A 17966-nucleotide genomic window follows, 5' to 3' on the forward strand; every position below is an offset into this window, starting at 1 on the left:
TAGCAGGCAGGATATAGAAAAGGGAGGAATTACTGATGAAAAGAGTCAAGCTGCTGTCCACATTCATCGCTTTTTCAATCATGCTGGCTGGTTGCGCAACCAGCGCCAATCCGCAAACACCGGCTGCCTCACCAGCGACATCGGGAACTACAGGAGAGACGGCGGCTGCCAAACCATTCCTGACCGTAGCTTATTCCGAGGGCGGCACAACACTGGACCCGGCAGAGGCGAATGACCTGACCTCCGATACACTGGTACTTGCCGCGTACGATCAGCTGGTTACCTACGGAATTAAGACCGAAAATGGCGCAAATATCGCCAACACCGAAGATATTCAGCCCATGCTTGCCGAGAGCTGGGAAGCCTCAAGCGACAATACCGTCTATACTTTTAAACTAACGCCCGGAGTGAAATTCCAGAGCGGCAATCCCGTGGATGCAGCATCGGTTGTATATTCCTTTGACCGTGTTGCCAAGTCCAGTTCCGGCAGTTTTCTCTATGGTATGGCTGCGATCAAAACCGTAACCGCCGTAGATGATGCTACAGTTGAAATCACCCTGACTAATGCCAATCATAATTTCCTGCAAATATTGGCCATGTACACCTTCTCGATCGTCGATCAGAAGACGGTGGAAGCGCAAGGTGCCGATTACCTCAAGACTCATGCCGCCGGCTCCGGTCCGTTCAAGCTGGAGAAATGGGACCCGGCTACGGAAGCAGTGTTCACACCTAACGAAGACTACTGGCAGGGTGCTGCGAAACTTGGCAAGGTGACCCTGAAGTTCACCAAGGAAGCCTCCAACCGGGTGCTGCTGCTGGATAAAGGTGATGTAGACATGGCGATTGAGATTCCGCCTAAGGATGTATCCTCCCTGAAGAGCAACACCGACCTGACCGTAGCCTCCAACGCCAGCAACCGGATTCTCTACTTTGCGATGAACAGCAAAGTGAAGCCTTTTGACAACGAGAAGGTCCGCCAGGCGATCAATTATGCCATCCCTTATGATGAACTGCTGAGCGGCGTCATGTACGGCCAGGCGAATCAGATGAAGAGTGCCGTGGCCAGCAATACTCCGGGCTTCACCGATGCAGGTTACGTCTACGAGCATAACCTGGACAAAGCCAAGGAATTGCTGAAGGAAGCTGGTTATGAGAACGGGTTTAAATTTGACTTCACCCTGGGCTCCGGCTTTGATGACTGGGAAGATGATGCCGTACTGATTCAGGCTGAGCTTGCCAAAATCGGCGTCACTATGAACATCAACAAGCTGGCACGCGCCCAGTTCCTGGAACAGCAGAAAACAAAGAACCTGACCGCTTATATATCCAAATGGACTTCTTTTGTCAATGATCCCGGCTATCATCTTGGTTTCCTGATGTATGGCAAAGGTTCCTCCAACTACAACAACTATCAGAATGCCGAAGTAGACAAGCTGTGGGAACAAGCTAATACGGAGACTGATCAAGCCAAACGCAGTGAGCTGTACCAGCAGGCACAGGAAATTATTACAACAGAAGCGCCATGGGCGTACCTCTACGAATACAACCGCATCGTTGGTATGAGCAACAAGATCAGCGGATATGCGTTCTACCCGGATGAGGTCATCCGATTCTATCCATTGTCAGTGCAGGAATAAAATTCGACTTACAAAGAGCGGACGGGCCATGAGGCTGCGGTCCCTCTTTTTTCACAAATTCATGGGAGCTATAGGGAGGCCACTACCAATGACTGACTGGACAAGCAAGGTGCTGAATGCAATTGATGAAGGGCAGGATCAGCTGCTGGAGCTGTGCTCGCAGTTGATCCGTTATCCATCGGAGAATCCCCCGGGCGATTCGCGTGAGATCAGCGCTTTTATTATTGATTATCTGAAGCAGGCGGGAGTGAACACGACCATTTATCCGGCCACTGAAAAGATGCTGAATCTCGTATCCACATTGACAACAGCAGCTGAACAGCCTTCCGATAAAAAGTTGATTTTCTGCGGACATACCGATGTGGTTCCGGCTGGTGATCTGTCCCGCTGGGATTTTGATCCCTTCTGCGGGGATATTGTTGATGGATACATGCTCGGCAGAGGCGCTTCCGATATGAAGGCGGGGCTTGCCGGACTGATCTATGCCGTGGCCCTGCTGTCGAAACTAGGCGTGCCGCTCAAAGGCGATCTGTCGCTGCTTATCGTGCCGGATGAAGAAACAGGCGGCCACCTGGGTGTGCCCTGGGTGCTGGAGCGCGGGCTAATTACCGGGACTGCAGCAGTTATCGCGGAGCCCTCCGGACCGCTGAATCCGACGATCGGCCAGAAGGGCAGCTGCTGGTTTGAATTCACAGTGGAAGGCACGCCGGGACATGGCAGTCTGTCTCCAGTGGTTGGTGAAAGTGCAATCGTCAAAGCGGCCAAAGGTATTGATGCCTTGCAGCGCCTATGGGATATCAAGCCGGATATTCCGGAGGAGGTCAAAGAAATTATCCGTATCTCCCAGGATTATGTGAAGCAGCGTGAAGAGTACGGTACGGTCGCCTATCAGGTGTTCGACCATGTTACCGTAAATATCGGAACCATTCAGGGCGGTACGAAGGTCAACGTGGTTGCCGACCGCTGCACTATTCAGGTGGATTCGCGGGTGCCGTTCGGCGTTGATTACCGCGATGTGCTTGACCGCGCCCGTTCCTTGCTGCTTGAGGCGGGAATCGAGTCAGAGGTCAAGGGCTTCGGCTTCCAGGGGAATGCGAATTGGACCTCCCCGGAGGAGCCGGTCGTCAGCGATCTCGTTGAGAGCATTTGCGAAGTGAGTGGAGAAGAGGCTTACGGTGTGCTTCAATGGGCATCCAGTGATGCGCGCCATTTCCGCACTCATAACATTCCGGTGCTGCAATACGGCCCGGCCGAGCTGTCCACCATTCATAATTTCAATGAAAAAGCACCAGTCTGGCAGATCATTCAATGCGCCAAGGTTTATGCCTTGACTGCGCTTAAATACCTGGGTGTGGAAGAAGACGCGAAATAATGACGTTACATTGCTTGGTACTAAGATAACTGAAAAAGGTATGCAAAGATAAACGTAACGGAGGGGAAACGATGACAGAACTGCTGGAAGTATCGGGTTTATGCACCGAATTCGTAAGCGCTGCGGGCACAGTCCGCGCGGTGGACGGCATCAGTCTGTCAGTGCGCAAAGGCGAGACGCTGGGTATTGTCGGTGAATCCGGCTGCGGCAAAAGCATAACCTCGCTGTCGATTATGCAGCTCCTGCCAAAGCGGATTAGCCGGATCGCCGCCGGGCAAATCCGTTTTGAAGGCAAGAATATGCTGGAAATGCCGGCGAAGGAAGTACGCAATATCCGGGGCAACCGGATTGCGATGATTTTTCAGGAGCCGATGACCTCGCTCAATCCGGTATTCAAGATCGGCCGGCAGATTTCCGAGTCTGCCCGCTTTCACCTGAAGCTGGGTAAGAAGGAAGCGAATGAGCGTGCGGTTGAGATGCTGCGAAAGGTCGGCATTCCCCGTCCGGAGAAGATTGCCGAGCAGTATGCACACCAGCTCTCCGGCGGTATGCGCCAGCGCGTGATGATCGCCATGGCGATGGTCTGTAACCCTCAACTGCTGATTGCAGATGAGCCGACCACGGCACTGGACGTCACGATCCAGGCGCAGATTCTCGATCTTATGCGTGATTTACAGAAGAACGAGGGCATGTCCATCCTGATGATTACCCATGATCTTGGGGTGGTTGCAGAGATGTGCGACAGAGTGGTCATTATGTATGCAGGACAGATTGTGGAAGAAACAGATGTGGCGACGCTCTATAACAATCCGCTGCATCCGTATACCCAAGGGCTGCTGGCTTCGCTGCCTCAGCTCGCGGGAGACAATGACCGTCTGAGCTCGATTCCGGGTCAGGTGCCGAACCCGGCCAACCTGCCGCCCGGCTGCCGGTTCGCTCCCCGTTGCCCGATGGTGGTTCAGCGCTGTTGGGAAGAACGCCCGGAGCTGCTTGAGATTCAGCCGGGACACACTTGCCGGTGTCTGCTGCAGCAGGAGGGAATATCATGAGTACAATTCTGGAAGTCCGCAATCTTAAGAAACATTATCCGATCCGCAAAGGGTTCTTCTCCAAGCAAGTAGGTGCCGTGAAAGCCGTTGACGGCATTACGTTATCGGTAGAACAAGGAGAGACCCTAGCCGTAGTGGGGGAGTCCGGCTGCGGTAAGTCCACTACAGGGCGGGCCATCCTGCGCCTGATCGAACCGAGTGAGGGCGAGATCCTCTTCAACGGCACAGATGTGCGCAGCCTGGGTACCGAGCAGCTGCGCCGCTTCCGCACCGATATGCAGATGGTGTTCCAGGACCCGTATGCTTCGCTGGACCCGCGCTGGACCGTGCAGCGTATTCTGGAGGAGCCCATGCGCACGCATGAACAGGCAGCAGGAAATGAACTGAAGAGCCGGGTTGAACACTTGATGGAGGTTGTGGGACTTTCCCCTTATCAGGCGCACCGTTTTCCGCATGAATTCTCCGGAGGCCAGCGGCAGCGGATCGGAATCGCCCGGGCGCTGGCACTGAACCCCAAGTTCATCGTCTGCGACGAGCCGGTATCTGCATTGGATGTATCGATCCAGGCCCAGGTGCTGAATCTGATGCAGGATCTGCAGGAGCAGTTTGGCCTGACCTATATGTTCATCTCCCATGACCTGTCGGTCGTGAAATTTATCAGCGACCGTGTGGCCGTCATGTACCTGGGGCGGATCGTTGAGCTTGCGCCCACAAAGACGTTATTCGCGAAGCCGCTCCATCCGTATACACAAGCGCTGATGTCCGCAGTGCCGGTGCCGAATCCGGCGCTGAAGAAGCAGCGGATTGTCCTGAGCGGCGATGTGCCGAACCCGGAAACTCCGCCAAGCGGCTGTGCCTTCCATCCCCGCTGTCCGCATGCAACGGACAGATGCCGGACCGAAGAACCAGTGCTGCGCGAGCTGGAATCAGGGCACCAGGTTTCCTGCCACTTGTATTAACCGCATAGAGCAAGATAGTGAGGCCATCCGGAAGCGGGTGGTCTTTATTTTATAGAGCATTTTTGCGGATAAATGGAATAATTTTCAGCCTTTCTGACCAAACTGGAACACAGTACCTATGAATTGAAGGTTAATGTTCAGGAGGGGAACCATTGTGAGAAGAATGCGTTATGTTATGTTAGTGCTGTGTATTGCTGTATCGGTTCTGGGAGCGTCCTCGGGGGCGTATGCAGAGGAAAAAGCCAAAGGTACCGGCAGCACTGCCGCCGCTATTGACCTTGCGCCGGGTGCACGTTCCGCCATCCTGATGGATGCGGGCACCGGCACGGTAATCTATGAGAAGAACAGCCATGATAAGCTGCCTCCGGCAAGCATTACGAAAATTATGACAATGCTGCTCACCGTCGAGGCACTTGACGAAGGAAGACTGCAATTGACCGATAAGGTACGGACCAGTGAATACGCGGCATCCATGGGCGGTTCGCAGATATTTCTGGAGCCTGGTGAAGAAATGACGGTAGACGAGATGCTGAAAGGCATCGCAATGGCCTCAGGCAATGACGCATCGGTGGCAATGGCGGAGAAAATCGCCGGTTCGGAGAGTGCATTTGTGGATCTGATGAACAGCAAAGCTGAAGAGCTGGGCCTGAAGGACACACATTTTGCCAACTGCAACGGTCTGCCGGCGCAGAACCATTATTCTTCAGCGAATGACATTGCCGTGATCAGCCGGGAGCTGCTGAAGCATGAGCGGATCATCAAATATACCGGCTCCTATCAGGATTATCTGCGCAAGGATTCGGCGAAGCCGTTCTGGCTGGTAAATACGAACAAGCTGGTCCGTTTCTATACAGGAGCCGACGGACTGAAAACGGGTTATACCTCCGAAGCCAAGTTCTGCCTGTCCGCGACTGCGGCCAGAGACGGACTGCGTGCTGTTGCGGTCGTGCTGGGCGAACCGAACACCAAGACGCGCAACAGCGAAGTATCGGGGATGTTCGATTATCTCTTTTCTCAATATAAAATGCACACCATTCACAAAAAGGGCGACGCTATCGGTACCCTAAAGATTGAGAAGGGTGTGAAAACGGAGCTGCCGCTGACCGCGGAGGAAACCTACAGTGTCCTGCTGAAGAAAGGCATCACCCAGGAAGGCATCCGCCATGAGCTGGTACTGCCGGCAAACCTCAAAGCTCCTGTAGCTGCAGATCAGATCATAGGTAAGCTGGTAGTTTATCAAGGGACGAATGTAATTAAGGAATACGAGCTCAAGGCAGGCGAAGATGTGGCGAAGGCGGGCTGGTGGAAGCTGTTCAAGCGGACGACGGGTTCGCTGTTCACGATTGATTAATTTCTGGTATTTTGTAGATTGCTCATGAGTCTCCTGTAGATTCATAGGGGTTTTCTTCTAGTTTTGTCGTGGGGCAGGAATCCTCAATTGCCATGTAGAAAACCTTGTCCTTGAAGGGGAAAAAATTTAGTTTCAGGGCGGTTTTGAAAGCAACGAAGAGGAGAGTGGCAGGCATGAATTCTCATGTGGAGATGGAGCATCACCGGGGTGTGCTGATTGTCCGTTTATTTGGAGAGCTGGACCATCACGCAGCCGATTATGTACGTATGGAAATGGATGAAGCGATTATGCGCGGCCAGGTCGAGCATATGATCCTCAGCCTGAAGGACCTGCAGTTTATGGACAGCTCGGGCTTAGGAGTCATTCTCGGGAGGTACAAGCTGATTCGCAGCAAAGGCGGCAAAATGGCAGTCTGCGATGCCACCGCACCTGTGAAGCGGCTGCTGGAAATGTCGGGCCTGTTCAAAATCATGTCCCTATATGACGACGAGAGCGCTGCACTCTCGGATTTGGAGGTTGCGTTATGACAAAGAGTGAAGCTGGTAACTTCATGAGTGTGCAGTTTGCTGCCCTGTCGGAGAACGAATCGTTCGCACGTGTGGTGGTGGCAGCCTTCGTCTCCCGGCTCGATCCCACAATGGAAGAGCTGAATGATCTGAAGACAGTCGTTTCGGAGGCAGTGACGAACTGCATTATTCATGGATATGACAGTGACCCTGAAGGGATTGTCAGCATCTCCGCATCGATTGAGAACGAAACCGTGCGTCTGACCATAGAGGATCAGGGACGCGGGATTGAGGATTTGGAGCTGGCGCAGCAGCCGCTGTACACCTCCAAGCCAGAGCTGGAGCGGTCAGGTATGGGTTTTACGATTATGGAGAATTTTATGGACGAATTCGAAGTTACAAGTGAACCGGGACGCGGTACTTCCATCGCAATGAAGAAAACCATCGTCTCGAAAAAAGCTTTATACAATTAGGGGTTGGAGCCATGGATGCAGAGTCAAAAAAAGCTCCGCCGACCTATTTGGACGATGCGGAGGTCAAACGTCTTATCGCGCTCAGTCAGGCTGGAGATAATCTGGCCCGCGACACGCTTGTAAGCTGCAATATCCGCCTCGTCTGGTCGGTGGTGCAGCGGTTTATGAACCGCGGGTATGAGCCTGATGATTTGTTCCAGATCGGCTGTATCGGACTGCTGAAGTCCGTAGATAAATTCGACCTCAGCTATGAGGTCAAGTTCTCCACCTACGCGGTGCCGATGATCATCGGCGAGATCCAGCGTTTCCTGCGCGACGACGGCACCCTGAAGGTCAGCCGTTCGCTGAAGGAGATGGCGAACAAGGTACGCAAGATGAAGGATGAAATGTCCAAGACATTGGACCGCCTGCCGACCATCGGCGAGGTCGCGGAGGCGCTGGGCGTGACGCCTGAAGAAATCGTCTTCGCCCAGGAGGCCAACAAGCCGCCGACCTCGATCCACGAGACTGTCTTCGAGAACGACGGCGACCCGATCACCCTGATCGACCAGATCGCTGACGAAACGCAGGAGCGCTGGTTCGACAAGCTTGCGCTGAACGAGGCCATTGGGGCCTTGACCGAACGCGAGCGCCTGATCGTCTATCTGCGCTACTACCGCGACCAGACGCAATCCGAAGTCGCCAGCCGCCTTGGCATCTCGCAGGTCCAGGTGTCGAGGCTGGAGAAGAAAATCCTTGCGAACATCCGCGAGCAGATCGCGCAGTGAAACAAGGATAAGTATGAGCAGTGAATGTGACGGGTGAAATCAAGGGTGGATGAGCAAGAAGCAGGAGCCGCCTCGGGAGAGGCGGATTTTTTTAAAAGATAGCGTGCCCAGAAGCACGCATGATCTAGTTGGTGAAAGTCCAACCCAAGGAGGGACCAAGCCACCTTGGTAGCTAGGATGCTTGCATATGGCGAAATCTGTGTGTAAAAGCGCATCGACAAAAGTCCGGTCAGAGGCAGGGCGAGCAACACCCCAGGCCGCAACATCAAGTGAATCCTGCCGCGTCGTCAAAAAGGCCCTGCAAAGGGGAAGAGAGGGAGCCGAGTCTCGTGTCTTTGGACGAAGGCCAAGGAAGCTGTACAGAACTTGGAGCAGCAGCGAAGAACCCTCCGGCGTATAGGGAACGGCATGGGCTGAAAGATCGTGCAGTGAACTGGGGAGACCCTCCCCTGCACGGGATTTTTTTTTAGGAAACCGTAAAGAGGCATTCTATAAGTCCAAAAGACGAAGTGAATCGTCTGCAGGAAGGGAGTCCGAGGGGCTCATAGTACCGAAGAACCTAAGGACAACATAACCTTAGGGAGGGAAGGAGCCCTGCTTTGTTTATGCTTTTGGAGGAGGTACGAGTGAGTGAATGCCAAACGGCTAACGACACCCAAGGAAAAAGTTCAAGAACTCCAAGAAAAGCTAGGTCATGCGGCCAAGGAGAACAACAAGCGTAAATTCCATGCACTATATGACAAAGTCTACCGGTGGGACATCCTGTGTGAAGCGTGGAAACGAGTAAAAGCCAACAAGGGAGCCGCAGGAGTAGATGCCGTGACGCTAGCAGATATCGAGGAACAAGGAGAAACGAGATTCCTCAAGGACTGTGAGCGAGAATTGAAAGAAGGCACCTACCACCCGCAGCCCGTACGGCGACACTATATCCCGAAGAAGGATGGGAAGCCAAGGCCGCTGGGCATACCCACCGTGCGCGACCGAGTCCTACAGATGGCAACGAAACTCGTGATTGAACCCATCTTTGAAGCGGATTTTGAGGAAGTATCCTTCGGATTTCGCCCGAAGCGAAGTGCAAAAGGAGCGCTGGAACGAATCCGGAAAGCCTGCAACCGCAAAGGAAATTGGGTAGTCGATGTGGATATCCAAGGCTATTTCGACAATATTAATCAAGAGAAGCTTATGAAATTAGTACAGATGCGTATCAATGACAGGCGGACCCTGAAGTTAATACGGAAGTGGCTTCAGGCGGGAGTCATGGAAGAAGGAACCGTAAGGCGTTCCGATTTAGGAACACCGCAGGGTGGAGTCATTTCACCGCTTTTGGCGAATATCTATCTGAACTATTTCGACCGACTGTGGGAGAAACACGGGAGCGGAATAGGTGAACTCACGAGGTATGCAGATGATCTTGTGGTGGTCTGCAAAACCAAGAAGGACGCCGACCATGCGTATGAACTTATACGTAAAATTATGGAGCGTCTGGAGTTGACCCTACACCCGACCAAAACCCGCATTGTAGGACTGTGGACAGGAGACGAAGGATTCGACTTCTTAGGGATGCATCACCGGAAAACCAAAGCAGAAACCTCCCAAGGCAAGGTGTACACCACCACGCAGCAGTGGCTAACGAAAAAGGCGGAGGAGCGTATTCGAGGGGTAGTCAAGGAAAGACTGTCACCACCCAGCATGCGTTCGAGATCGTTCGCGGAACATGTAGAATGGCTCAATCCAAAGATTCAAGGATGGAGAAACTATTACTACACGAACTACAGTCAAAAGAGGTTAGCCAAGTTGGATTGGTATACTTTGCAGCGATTAAACCGGTGGTACGCCAAGAAAAGACAACGCAGAAGATGGAGGGGATCACGGTCGGAGGTCAAATACTTAGCCATGCAATATGGACTAAAAACGCTGTTGTAACCTGCATGCCCATGAATGACGAACATCGGAAAGCCGTATGAGGGAAAACCTCACGTACGGTTTGATGAGGATTGCGCCTTGCAAGTTCAAGAAACACGTATCGCCTGAAATGGTGATCAGGACAAAGCCTAGCCAGCAGTCCTGTACCGAGTCTTGCGTGGTGCATGGTAACATGTACGGCGAAGCGTAGACAGGGAGACAGTAGGCCGGAATCAAGTGAAGAGGATAATTAGCCCCGAAATCAAACGTGGTTGAAGCAGCCGATCCTATTTCTCTGTGGAGAAGGCAGAACCGGCATCATCGATAGGGCAAGAGGGTGACCGGGGCTTCCGGGGTTCGTACCTACAGCATGCTGTCCAAGGGTTTCTTGGGAACAAGGGAGATCCGGCAGTTCCAATTTTTTTTTTTGGTAGAGCCGAACAAGCCTACAAAGCAAGGGAGGCTCAAAGACTTGCCGGAAGTCTTACTGACGGATAGTACTCCGAGGCAGGGAGAGCCTGCTACATGGGGAAGCGGTCAGCAGAAATGGAATCTTTCTAAGGCAACATGGGCTCCATACAACGGGAGGACACAGGCCTTCATACAACGGAAGGAAGAACCTAGCCATGACAACAGGATTGGAAAGAATAGCAGCAAAAGCACGAGAAGATACGAAACTTCAGTTCACTTCGCTTACCCACCACATCTCTAAAGAACGGCTACAAGACTGTCTGCAGCATATTCCCAGACGAACGGCTCCCGGTGTGGATGGGGTTACCCGAGACGAGGCTGTGAAAAGCTTCGAGGTGTGGGCAGAAGAAATGCTCACGTCCATACACCGGAAAGGCTACCAACCGCCAGCCGTAAGAAGAGTCTGGATACCGAAGCCTGGAAAGAAGGAGAAACGTCCGTTAGGTGTCCCGGCCGTGGCAGACCGAGCTTTACAACGGTGCACAGCAGAGATACTAACCGCTATCTATGAGCAAGATTTTCTAAATTGTTCATTTGGAGGCAGACCGGGCAGAGGGCAGCACAACGCGTTAGCAACACTGAATGAGATCATAGCCGGAGAAAAGGTGGGTTGGGTATTCGAAGCCGATTTAAAGAATTTCTTCGGCAGCCTGGATCATGAGTGGATGATGAAATTTGTGGAACATCGCATGGGTGATCCGCGAATCCTCCGGCTGATCCAGCGCTGGCTCAAAGTTGGCGTATTGGAAGACGGGAAAGTCCACGCCAGTGAAGAAGGTACGCCGCAGGGCGGCTCCATTAGTGTGCTTTTAAGCAATGTGTACCTGCACTATGTGCTGGACTTATGGTTTGAGAAGGCAGTTAAGCCGCGGCTTAGAGGCGAAGCCTATCTAATTCGGTATATCGACGACTTTATCGTATGTTTTCAATACCGAAGCGACGCCATCCGTTTTCAGGAAGCGCTGGTAAATCGGCTTCATAAGTTCAAGCTGGAGTTGGAACCGAGCAAAACCAGATTAATCGAGTTTGGGAGATTTGCGAGCAAACATAGCCAAAGAAAAGGGAAGAAGAAGCCGGATACGCTCTACTTTCTAGGGTTTACGCATTACTGTACGCGAAACCGGCAAGGGAATTTCATGGTGGGCAGAAAGACAGAGAAGAAGCGACTGAAGCGAAGTATGGGAAACGTGCAGGAAACCATGAGAAGAATGCAGCATGAACCGCTGGAGGTACAGGCAAAGAAGATTAACCAAATGTTGCAAGGACATTACGCTTACTATGGAATGGCAGGCAACATGAGGTGTCTGAGTAAAGTGTACGCCACAGCCGTCACCTATTGGCGGAAGGTACTCAGTAGACGAAGCCGGAAGAGCTACGTGACTTGGAAGGAATACCAGCGACTACGTTCATTGTTTCCACTGATGCGACCGAAAATCTTCATCCCATATCAACGGTTGAAGACATACGCGATGCTGTAAAACCAGTTCTGAAGAGCCCGGTGCGGGAAATCCGCACGCCGGGTTCTGTGGGGGTTCGGGTCACCAGTTGGGTGGCCCTTCTACCCGGAGGGGCTGGTTTTGAACCCAGCCCTTTACTCTAGAGAATTTATATGTTTTAGGGGCTGTCCCATAAGTGGAGTTTCCGGCGAATGGGACAGTTCTGTGATTAAAAATGACCGTAAAAAACAACAGAGCCGCGCTTCTCCCGTTACTGGAGAGTCGCTGCTCTTTGTTTTTGGTCATTGGCTGCCGAACTTCATATCCACTCTCTAAGGTTTCCTTATATACTTTGAGGGGGATCGTCTTCTTTAAGTCCATTGGTAAGCAAAGTTGATCCATGGTATATTGAATGTACAAAGAAATCGCTCCTTTTTGAGATGGTTGGGTGGTACCTCCATTTTACTAAAAGGGCGATTTTTTGCTGTTTTTTAAGATTGTCGAAACAATTTCCGTTTAAACAGCGGAGTGGACGGACTGATTGTGGAAAAGCGGTAGCGGTCGCCTTTGTCCCCGGATTTCCGCAGCCATTTCATGGCTTTTGAACAGAATGGAACGAATAAATTTTTTTGCGCCGCCGTGTGAATTATTCAAAATAAAATGTGGTTATGCTTCTGAGTCCAGTTTATTCAGGTGTTCCATAACACGGCGTAGTAGATGCGCAGGAACTTATGCTCCAATGCCTCGCCCCGCAAAGTTGCTGTATTTTCGTTCCCGGCACAATGCTCAGCATTGACAGCCGGATTGCAGGAGCAATGTTAAGGTAATGTTAAGGTTAACCATGTTTAACTGAAAGGTAGGACAACTATAATGAACTTACGGCCCGAAGGTATGATGAGCAAGAAGAGAGGTGAAACCATGAACAAAACTATTCTGATTGTAGATGACGAGAAGGAAATTCGTGAGCTTCTGCGGTTGTATATAGAAAAGGACGGCTATTCCGTGATACAGGCTGAAAATGGATTGGAGGCGCTTAAACAGGCTGCGTCCGCACGGATTGATTTGGCTGTCATCGACATTATGATGCCGGAGCTTGACGGCTATCAGCTTATCAAAGGTTTGAGAGAACGCAGCAATCTTCCCATTATTATCGTGAGCGCTAAAACGGAAAATCATGAGAAAATATTAGGGCTTGACCTTGGTGCGGACGATTATGTTACAAAGCCTTTTGACCCTTTGGAGGTCACAGCCCGAATCAAAGCTCAATTACGACGCTATGACGGAGGTGCGGCGGATTCCGAAGCGGCTTTACTGACGGCAGGCGAACTGTGTATGGATGTTTCCGCTTGCACACTTAGCTTTGGCAGCGGGACAATCCCTCTTACCGCCACGGAATTTAACATGATGAAGCTGTTTATGCAAAGTCCCGGACGCGTATACACCAAACAGCAGATTTATGAAGCTGCATGGCAGGAGGCAGCCATCGTGGACGACAATACGGTGATGGTCGCCATCAGCAAGCTGCGCGGCAAACTTCCTGGTGACGGTGCGGTATCCATCGGAACCGTCCGGGGATTAGGGTATCGTCTGGAGGTGCGTACATGAAGAAAAAGCGTAGTTTCAAAAGTATCATCATGCGCAGATTCATAGGCTATACCATCGGAATTGCACTGACGCTTCTGGTATTGGAGTTTTTATTCAGTCTGTTTACATTGAATAACGGGATGAACTTCTCGGAACTGGCGTCTTCCCCTCTGGCCGAGGGGACGGAAACCCTTCAAATCACGCTTTCAGTTATCTGGAATCTTATCACAGTTGCGATATATTTTATTGGGATTGTCCTTTTTGGGCGCGGAATCAACAGGAAAATCATGGAGCCTGTACAGAAAATGGAAGAAGGTTTCAAGGAGGTTACGGCCGGTCATTTAGACACTACGCTGGACTTTGAAACAGAAACGGAATTTGGGGAAATGCGGGATGCTTTCAATTTTATGGCACGAAAGCTGAAAGACTCCGAAGAAAAGCGAATGACAATGGAAAATGAGAGGATGCGGCTTTTCTCGCACATTGCCCATGACTTGAAAACCCCCATGACAACGATTTCCGGATACGCGCAAGCCTTGGCAAGCGGTATGGTGGAGGAGCCGGACAAACAGCGGGAATACCATCTGGCGATTAAAGCGAAATCCGGGCAGATGAACCAATTGATTGACCAGTTGCTTTCCTATTCCAAGCTGGGTACGCCGCAATACCGGATGAATTTTGCGAAGGTTGACCTTGTAGAGCTGCTTCGCGTATCTTGCGCCACTTTGTTTGGTGAAATCGAAAGCAGGCAGATGAAATTGGAGCTGCGGTTGCCGGACAAACCAGTATTTTACATGGCGGATTCGTTGGAAACCAACCGTGCTATTGGCAATCTGCTGACAAACGCAATCCGCCATAACCCGGTGGGCAGCCTATTGTCCGTGGGGCTGACGGATGAACCCGGCTGTATTGAGTTACAAATTGCCGATAACGGAGCGGCTATCCCGGAGGCCATCGCCGGGAATCTGTTCGAGCCTTTTGTTTCCGGCAGTGATTCAAGAAGTACCAGCAGTGGAACAGGACTTGGGCTTGCCATTGTGAAAAAGGTGATAGAACAGCATTCCGGCGAGGTTTTCGTATTGGACGCACCCTCTCCTTATACAAAGATGTTTGTCCTGAGATTTCCAAAAGTTTCAGGACACAGAAAGACGGAGGGATGAATATGTATCAAAAAATTATCAAAAACGATATACGCAAAAGTAAGCTGATTACCGCGACGATTACGGCGTTTATCCTCGTTGCCGCCATGCTGACCGCTTTGGCCGCATCGCTGACAGTAAACCTGTTCGGCGGTATCGACAATATGCTTCTTTCGGCAAAGTCGCCTCATTTCATGCAGATGCACACAGGCGACGTAGATTTGGAACAGTTGCGGAGCTTCGCGGATGTTAATGACAACGTAGAGGATTATCAGGTGTTGGAGTTCCTCAACATCGAGGGCGCGGACATTGTCATCGGGGACGATTCCCTTGCCGGAAGCATACAGGACAACGGCCTTTCAGTGCAGGGCGAGAAATTCGACTTCCTGCTTAACTTAAACGGTGAAGTCATCCATCCCGCCGACGGCGAAATCTATGTCCCCATCTATTACATGCAGGAAGGAAACGCGGCACTTGGCGATACGGTGACAATCCACGGCATTTCCTTTACCGTCGCGGGGTTTTTACGGGATTCTATCATGAACGCGGCGATGGTAAGCTCCAAGCGGTTCCTTGTGAGCCAAGCGGATTTTGAAAGAGTCCGTGAGTTCGGACGGTTAGAAAACCTTATTGAGTTCCGGCTGGCAGAGGACGTTTCCTTCCCGGCTTTCGAGGCAACCTATCTCGATGCGGGGCTTCCGGCAAACGGTCCGCCCGCTATCACTTACACTCAAGTGAAGATGATAAACGGCATTACGGACGGCATCATGATTGCCGTGCTGGTGTTGATAGGCGTCCTTGTCATCATCGTGGCGTTTTTGTGCATCCGCTTTACGCTACTGGCTAAAATCGAAGAGGATTATAAGGAAATAGGCGTACTGAAGGCCGTTGGGATGCGGGTATCGCAGATTAAAAAGCTCTACCTTGCGAAATACGGCGCTATCGCGGGGGCGGCCTGCGCGCTGGGCTTTCTGGCCTCCCTGCCGCTCCAAACGCCTTTCATGCAAAACATCCGCCTGTACATGGGCGAAAGCGGCAGCCCGTTACCCGGCTTGCTCTGCGGACTTTTGGGGGCGACGGTAATCTGCGGGGTTGTCATGCTGTATGTGAACGGCATGTTGCGGCGCTTCCGTAAAATATCTGCGGCGCAGGCGGTGCGGTTCGGCGCGTCGCAGGAAAAATCGAGATCGGCCAGAAATTTCCGGCTGAGTAATAACAGGCTCTTTTCCCGGAATATCTTTCTTGGAATCAAGGATGTTCTTTCCCGGAAAAAGCTGTATCTCACCATGCTGATGGTGCTGGTCATTTCCTCATTCATTATGATTGTGCCGCAAAATATCAGCAGCACCATTTCTGCGGAAAGCTTCATCACCTACATGGGCATGGGAATTTCCGACGTTAATATCGGGGTGATGCGGACACAGGTGGAGGACGTTCTGGGGAAGGCGGCGGAAGTTGCTGATGTGCTGGCGGAGGATAAGAATGTTGAAAAGTATGCTTTGTTCACCGGCATGATGTTAGACCGGAAAGCGGACGACGGAACAATGGAGAAGCTGCGGGTGGCATTTGGTGACTATTCCGCCTTTCCTATCACTTACTCCAAGGGCCGTGCGCCGCAATCGGAATCGGAACTCGCTCTCTCCGTCCTCAATGCCAAAGACCTTGAAAAAACAGTTGGGGAAGAAATCATTTTAATCGTTGACGGCGCGGAAAAGCACCTGACAGTCTGTGGGGTTTACTCTGATGTCACCAACGGTGGCCGAACGGCGCAAGCCAGTTTTGAGGCAAATAACGGAGATGTTTTGAGCGTCGGTCTGGCGGTCACGTTCCGTGACCGCCAGAGTGTAAAGGCGGCAATATCACAGTACAGGGAACAGTTCCCTTTCGCCAAGGTTACCGGTATCGACGAAAGCATTGGGCAGATGCTCGGCTCTATACGGGACGCCATCAAAATGGCCTCCGCTGTCGCTATCGGGGCAACCGTCCTGCTCACACTACTGGTCACGGTGCTGTTTATGAAAATGCTGGTGGCGAAAGACCGTTATCCTATCGCCATACTGAAATCAATGGGCTTCACCGGTGCGGATATTCGCGGGCAGTATCTTACGCGCTCCATCACTGTGCTTCTACTTGCCGTAATCATCGGCACGATTCTGGCGAACACGCTGGGAGAGCTTGTCGGCGTAGCAATCGTTTCTTCCTTTGGCGCAACAACCTTCCATTTTGCGGTAAACCCGTGGTTTGTCTACCTCGTTTCGCCTCTGCTGATTACGGGTTGCGTTGTCGCCGCCACCATGCTGGGCGTTTCCGGAATCCAGGCAATAAAAATTTCCGAACATATTAAGGAGGCTTAACACTATGAATAACATCATTACAGGGATAAACATCGTGAAAACCTTTGGCAAGGGAAAGGAGCAGGTAAAGGCGCTGAACGGAGTAAACGTGGAAATAGCAAAAGGCGAGTTTGTTGCCGTGATGGGGCCGTCGGGTTCGGGGAAATCCACACTGCTGTTCGCGCTCAGTGGCATGGACGAGATTACAGGAGGGGCGGTGAAATTTGGCGATACCGAACTATCTAAACTCCGCGAAAACGCGCTTGCGGATGTTCGCCGGACAAAAATGGGCTTTGTCTTTCAGCAGCCCACTATGCTGAAAAACTTGAATCTTTTGGATAATATCATCCTCCCCGCCGCGCATGAGGGCAAAAGGGATATAGCGAAACTCACGCAAAAGGCGAAAGCCCTGATGAAGAAAACAGGGATTGCCGGGCTTGAAAGCAGGGATACCACGGAGGTTTCGGGCGGCCAGCTCCAGCGGGCCGGTATCTGCCGCGCCCTGATGAATGCGCCGGAGATTCTCTTTGCCGACGAGCCGACCGGCGCGATCAACTCAAAGTCGGCGGAGGAAATCATGGGGCTGCTGGTGGACATCAACAAAGAGGGCACAGCCATATTGCTTGTGACCCACGACGCGAAAGTCGCGGCCAGGGCTGACAGGGTTCTGTTTACGAAGGATGGGAATATCGTTTCCGAACTGCCGCTACAAAAGTTCAGTGGCAGGGATATGGAGGCGAGAGGGGAAAAGGTACTCGCTGAGATGGCGGCTGTGGGTATTTAGGTGCGATTAAAAACTGCAAATAAGATTTATTCACTCAATAAAACTAGCGCCTCCGCAGAAAGTGTTGTAGAGTTTGTGAAAGACAAACATTTCCACAACTGTCGCCATGCCTGTTTCTCGCGCGTTTTTCAACTCCAATTTAATTCCAACACTAGATAAACTCGGTGTAAAAAGCTATGTTTACACCGTCAACAGCAGACCGG

General features: G+C 51.7%; 14 protein-coding genes. All 14 read left to right on the forward strand.

The genetic code is table 11. The features are described 5' to 3' along the window. Window positions 1-35: 35 nt before the first annotated feature. The 14 genes from NYE29_RS21070 to NYE29_RS21135 all read left to right on the forward strand — a co-directional run bounded on the left by NYE29_RS21070 (window position 36) and on the right by NYE29_RS21135 (window position 17763). Window positions 36-1637: an ABC transporter substrate-binding protein gene (locus NYE29_RS21070; RefSeq protein ID WP_340897337.1), complete on the forward strand. Its 1602-nt coding sequence runs from the start codon at window positions 36-38 to the stop codon at window positions 1635-1637. Between the two features lie 88 nt (window positions 1638-1725). Beyond that, on the forward strand, window positions 1726-3009 hold the full coding sequence (locus NYE29_RS21075; protein ID WP_340897339.1) for a M20 family metallopeptidase: 1284 nt from the start codon (window positions 1726-1728) through the stop codon (window positions 3007-3009). A gap of 71 nt (window positions 3010-3080) precedes the next feature. After that, window positions 3081-4058: an ABC transporter ATP-binding protein gene (locus NYE29_RS21080; RefSeq protein ID WP_038594710.1), complete on the forward strand. Its 978-nt coding sequence runs from the start codon at window positions 3081-3083 to the stop codon at window positions 4056-4058. Next, window positions 4055-5017, forward strand: a complete 963-nt coding sequence (locus tag NYE29_RS21085; protein ID WP_076108939.1) for an ABC transporter ATP-binding protein — start codon at window positions 4055-4057, stop codon at window positions 5015-5017. Before NYE29_RS21080 ends, NYE29_RS21085 begins: the two co-directional genes overlap by 4 nt. 163 nt (window positions 5018-5180) lie before the next feature. Next, window positions 5181-6368 (forward strand): D-alanyl-D-alanine carboxypeptidase family protein, encoded by a 1188-nt coding sequence (locus tag NYE29_RS21090; RefSeq protein WP_076109011.1) that lies wholly within the window; start codon window positions 5181-5183, stop codon window positions 6366-6368. 173 nt (window positions 6369-6541) lie between these two features. Beyond that, complete coding sequence (gene spoIIAA / locus NYE29_RS21095) at window positions 6542-6895, forward strand: anti-sigma F factor antagonist (RefSeq protein ID WP_038594706.1); 354 nt, start codon at window positions 6542-6544, stop codon at window positions 6893-6895. Next, window positions 6892-7347: an anti-sigma F factor gene (spoIIAB, locus tag NYE29_RS21100; protein WP_038594704.1), complete on the forward strand. Its 456-nt coding sequence runs from the start codon at window positions 6892-6894 to the stop codon at window positions 7345-7347. The genes spoIIAA and spoIIAB overlap by 4 nt, the downstream gene beginning before the upstream one ends. 11 nt (window positions 7348-7358) lie before the next feature. Then, window positions 7359-8114, forward strand: coding sequence for an RNA polymerase sporulation sigma factor SigF (gene sigF, locus NYE29_RS21105; protein WP_038594702.1), 756 nt, complete (start codon window positions 7359-7361; stop codon window positions 8112-8114). Between the two features lie 630 nt (window positions 8115-8744). Next, window positions 8745-10037, forward strand: coding sequence for a group II intron reverse transcriptase/maturase (gene ltrA / locus NYE29_RS21110; protein WP_076108940.1), 1293 nt, complete (start codon window positions 8745-8747; stop codon window positions 10035-10037). 605 nt (window positions 10038-10642) lie between these two features. Further along, window positions 10643-11965: a group II intron reverse transcriptase/maturase gene (gene ltrA, locus NYE29_RS21115; protein WP_076108941.1), complete on the forward strand. Its 1323-nt coding sequence runs from the start codon at window positions 10643-10645 to the stop codon at window positions 11963-11965. A gap of 852 nt (window positions 11966-12817) precedes the next feature. Further along, entirely contained in the window at window positions 12818-13528 is a 711-nt protein-coding gene (locus tag NYE29_RS21120) for a response regulator transcription factor (protein ID WP_340897340.1), read from the forward strand. After that, the gene (locus NYE29_RS21125; protein ID WP_340897341.1) at window positions 13525-14667 is read left to right on the forward strand and encodes a HAMP domain-containing sensor histidine kinase; all 1143 of its coding nucleotides are present in this window, start codon (window positions 13525-13527) and stop codon (window positions 14665-14667) included. Before NYE29_RS21120 ends, NYE29_RS21125 begins: the two co-directional genes overlap by 4 nt. Before the next feature lie 2 nt (window positions 14668-14669). Beyond that, entirely contained in the window at window positions 14670-17000 is a 2331-nt protein-coding gene (locus NYE29_RS21130; RefSeq protein ID WP_340897344.1) for an ABC transporter permease, read from the forward strand. A gap of 4 nt (window positions 17001-17004) precedes the next feature. After that, on the forward strand, window positions 17005-17763 hold the full coding sequence (locus NYE29_RS21135) for an ABC transporter ATP-binding protein (protein ID WP_340897346.1): 759 nt from the start codon (window positions 17005-17007) through the stop codon (window positions 17761-17763). Window positions 17764-17966 lie beyond the last annotated feature (203 nt).

Source organism: Paenibacillus sp. FSL M7-1046 (genome assembly GCF_038007405.1).
Classification (GTDB): Bacteria; Bacillota; Bacilli; order Paenibacillales; family Paenibacillaceae; genus Paenibacillus_AQ.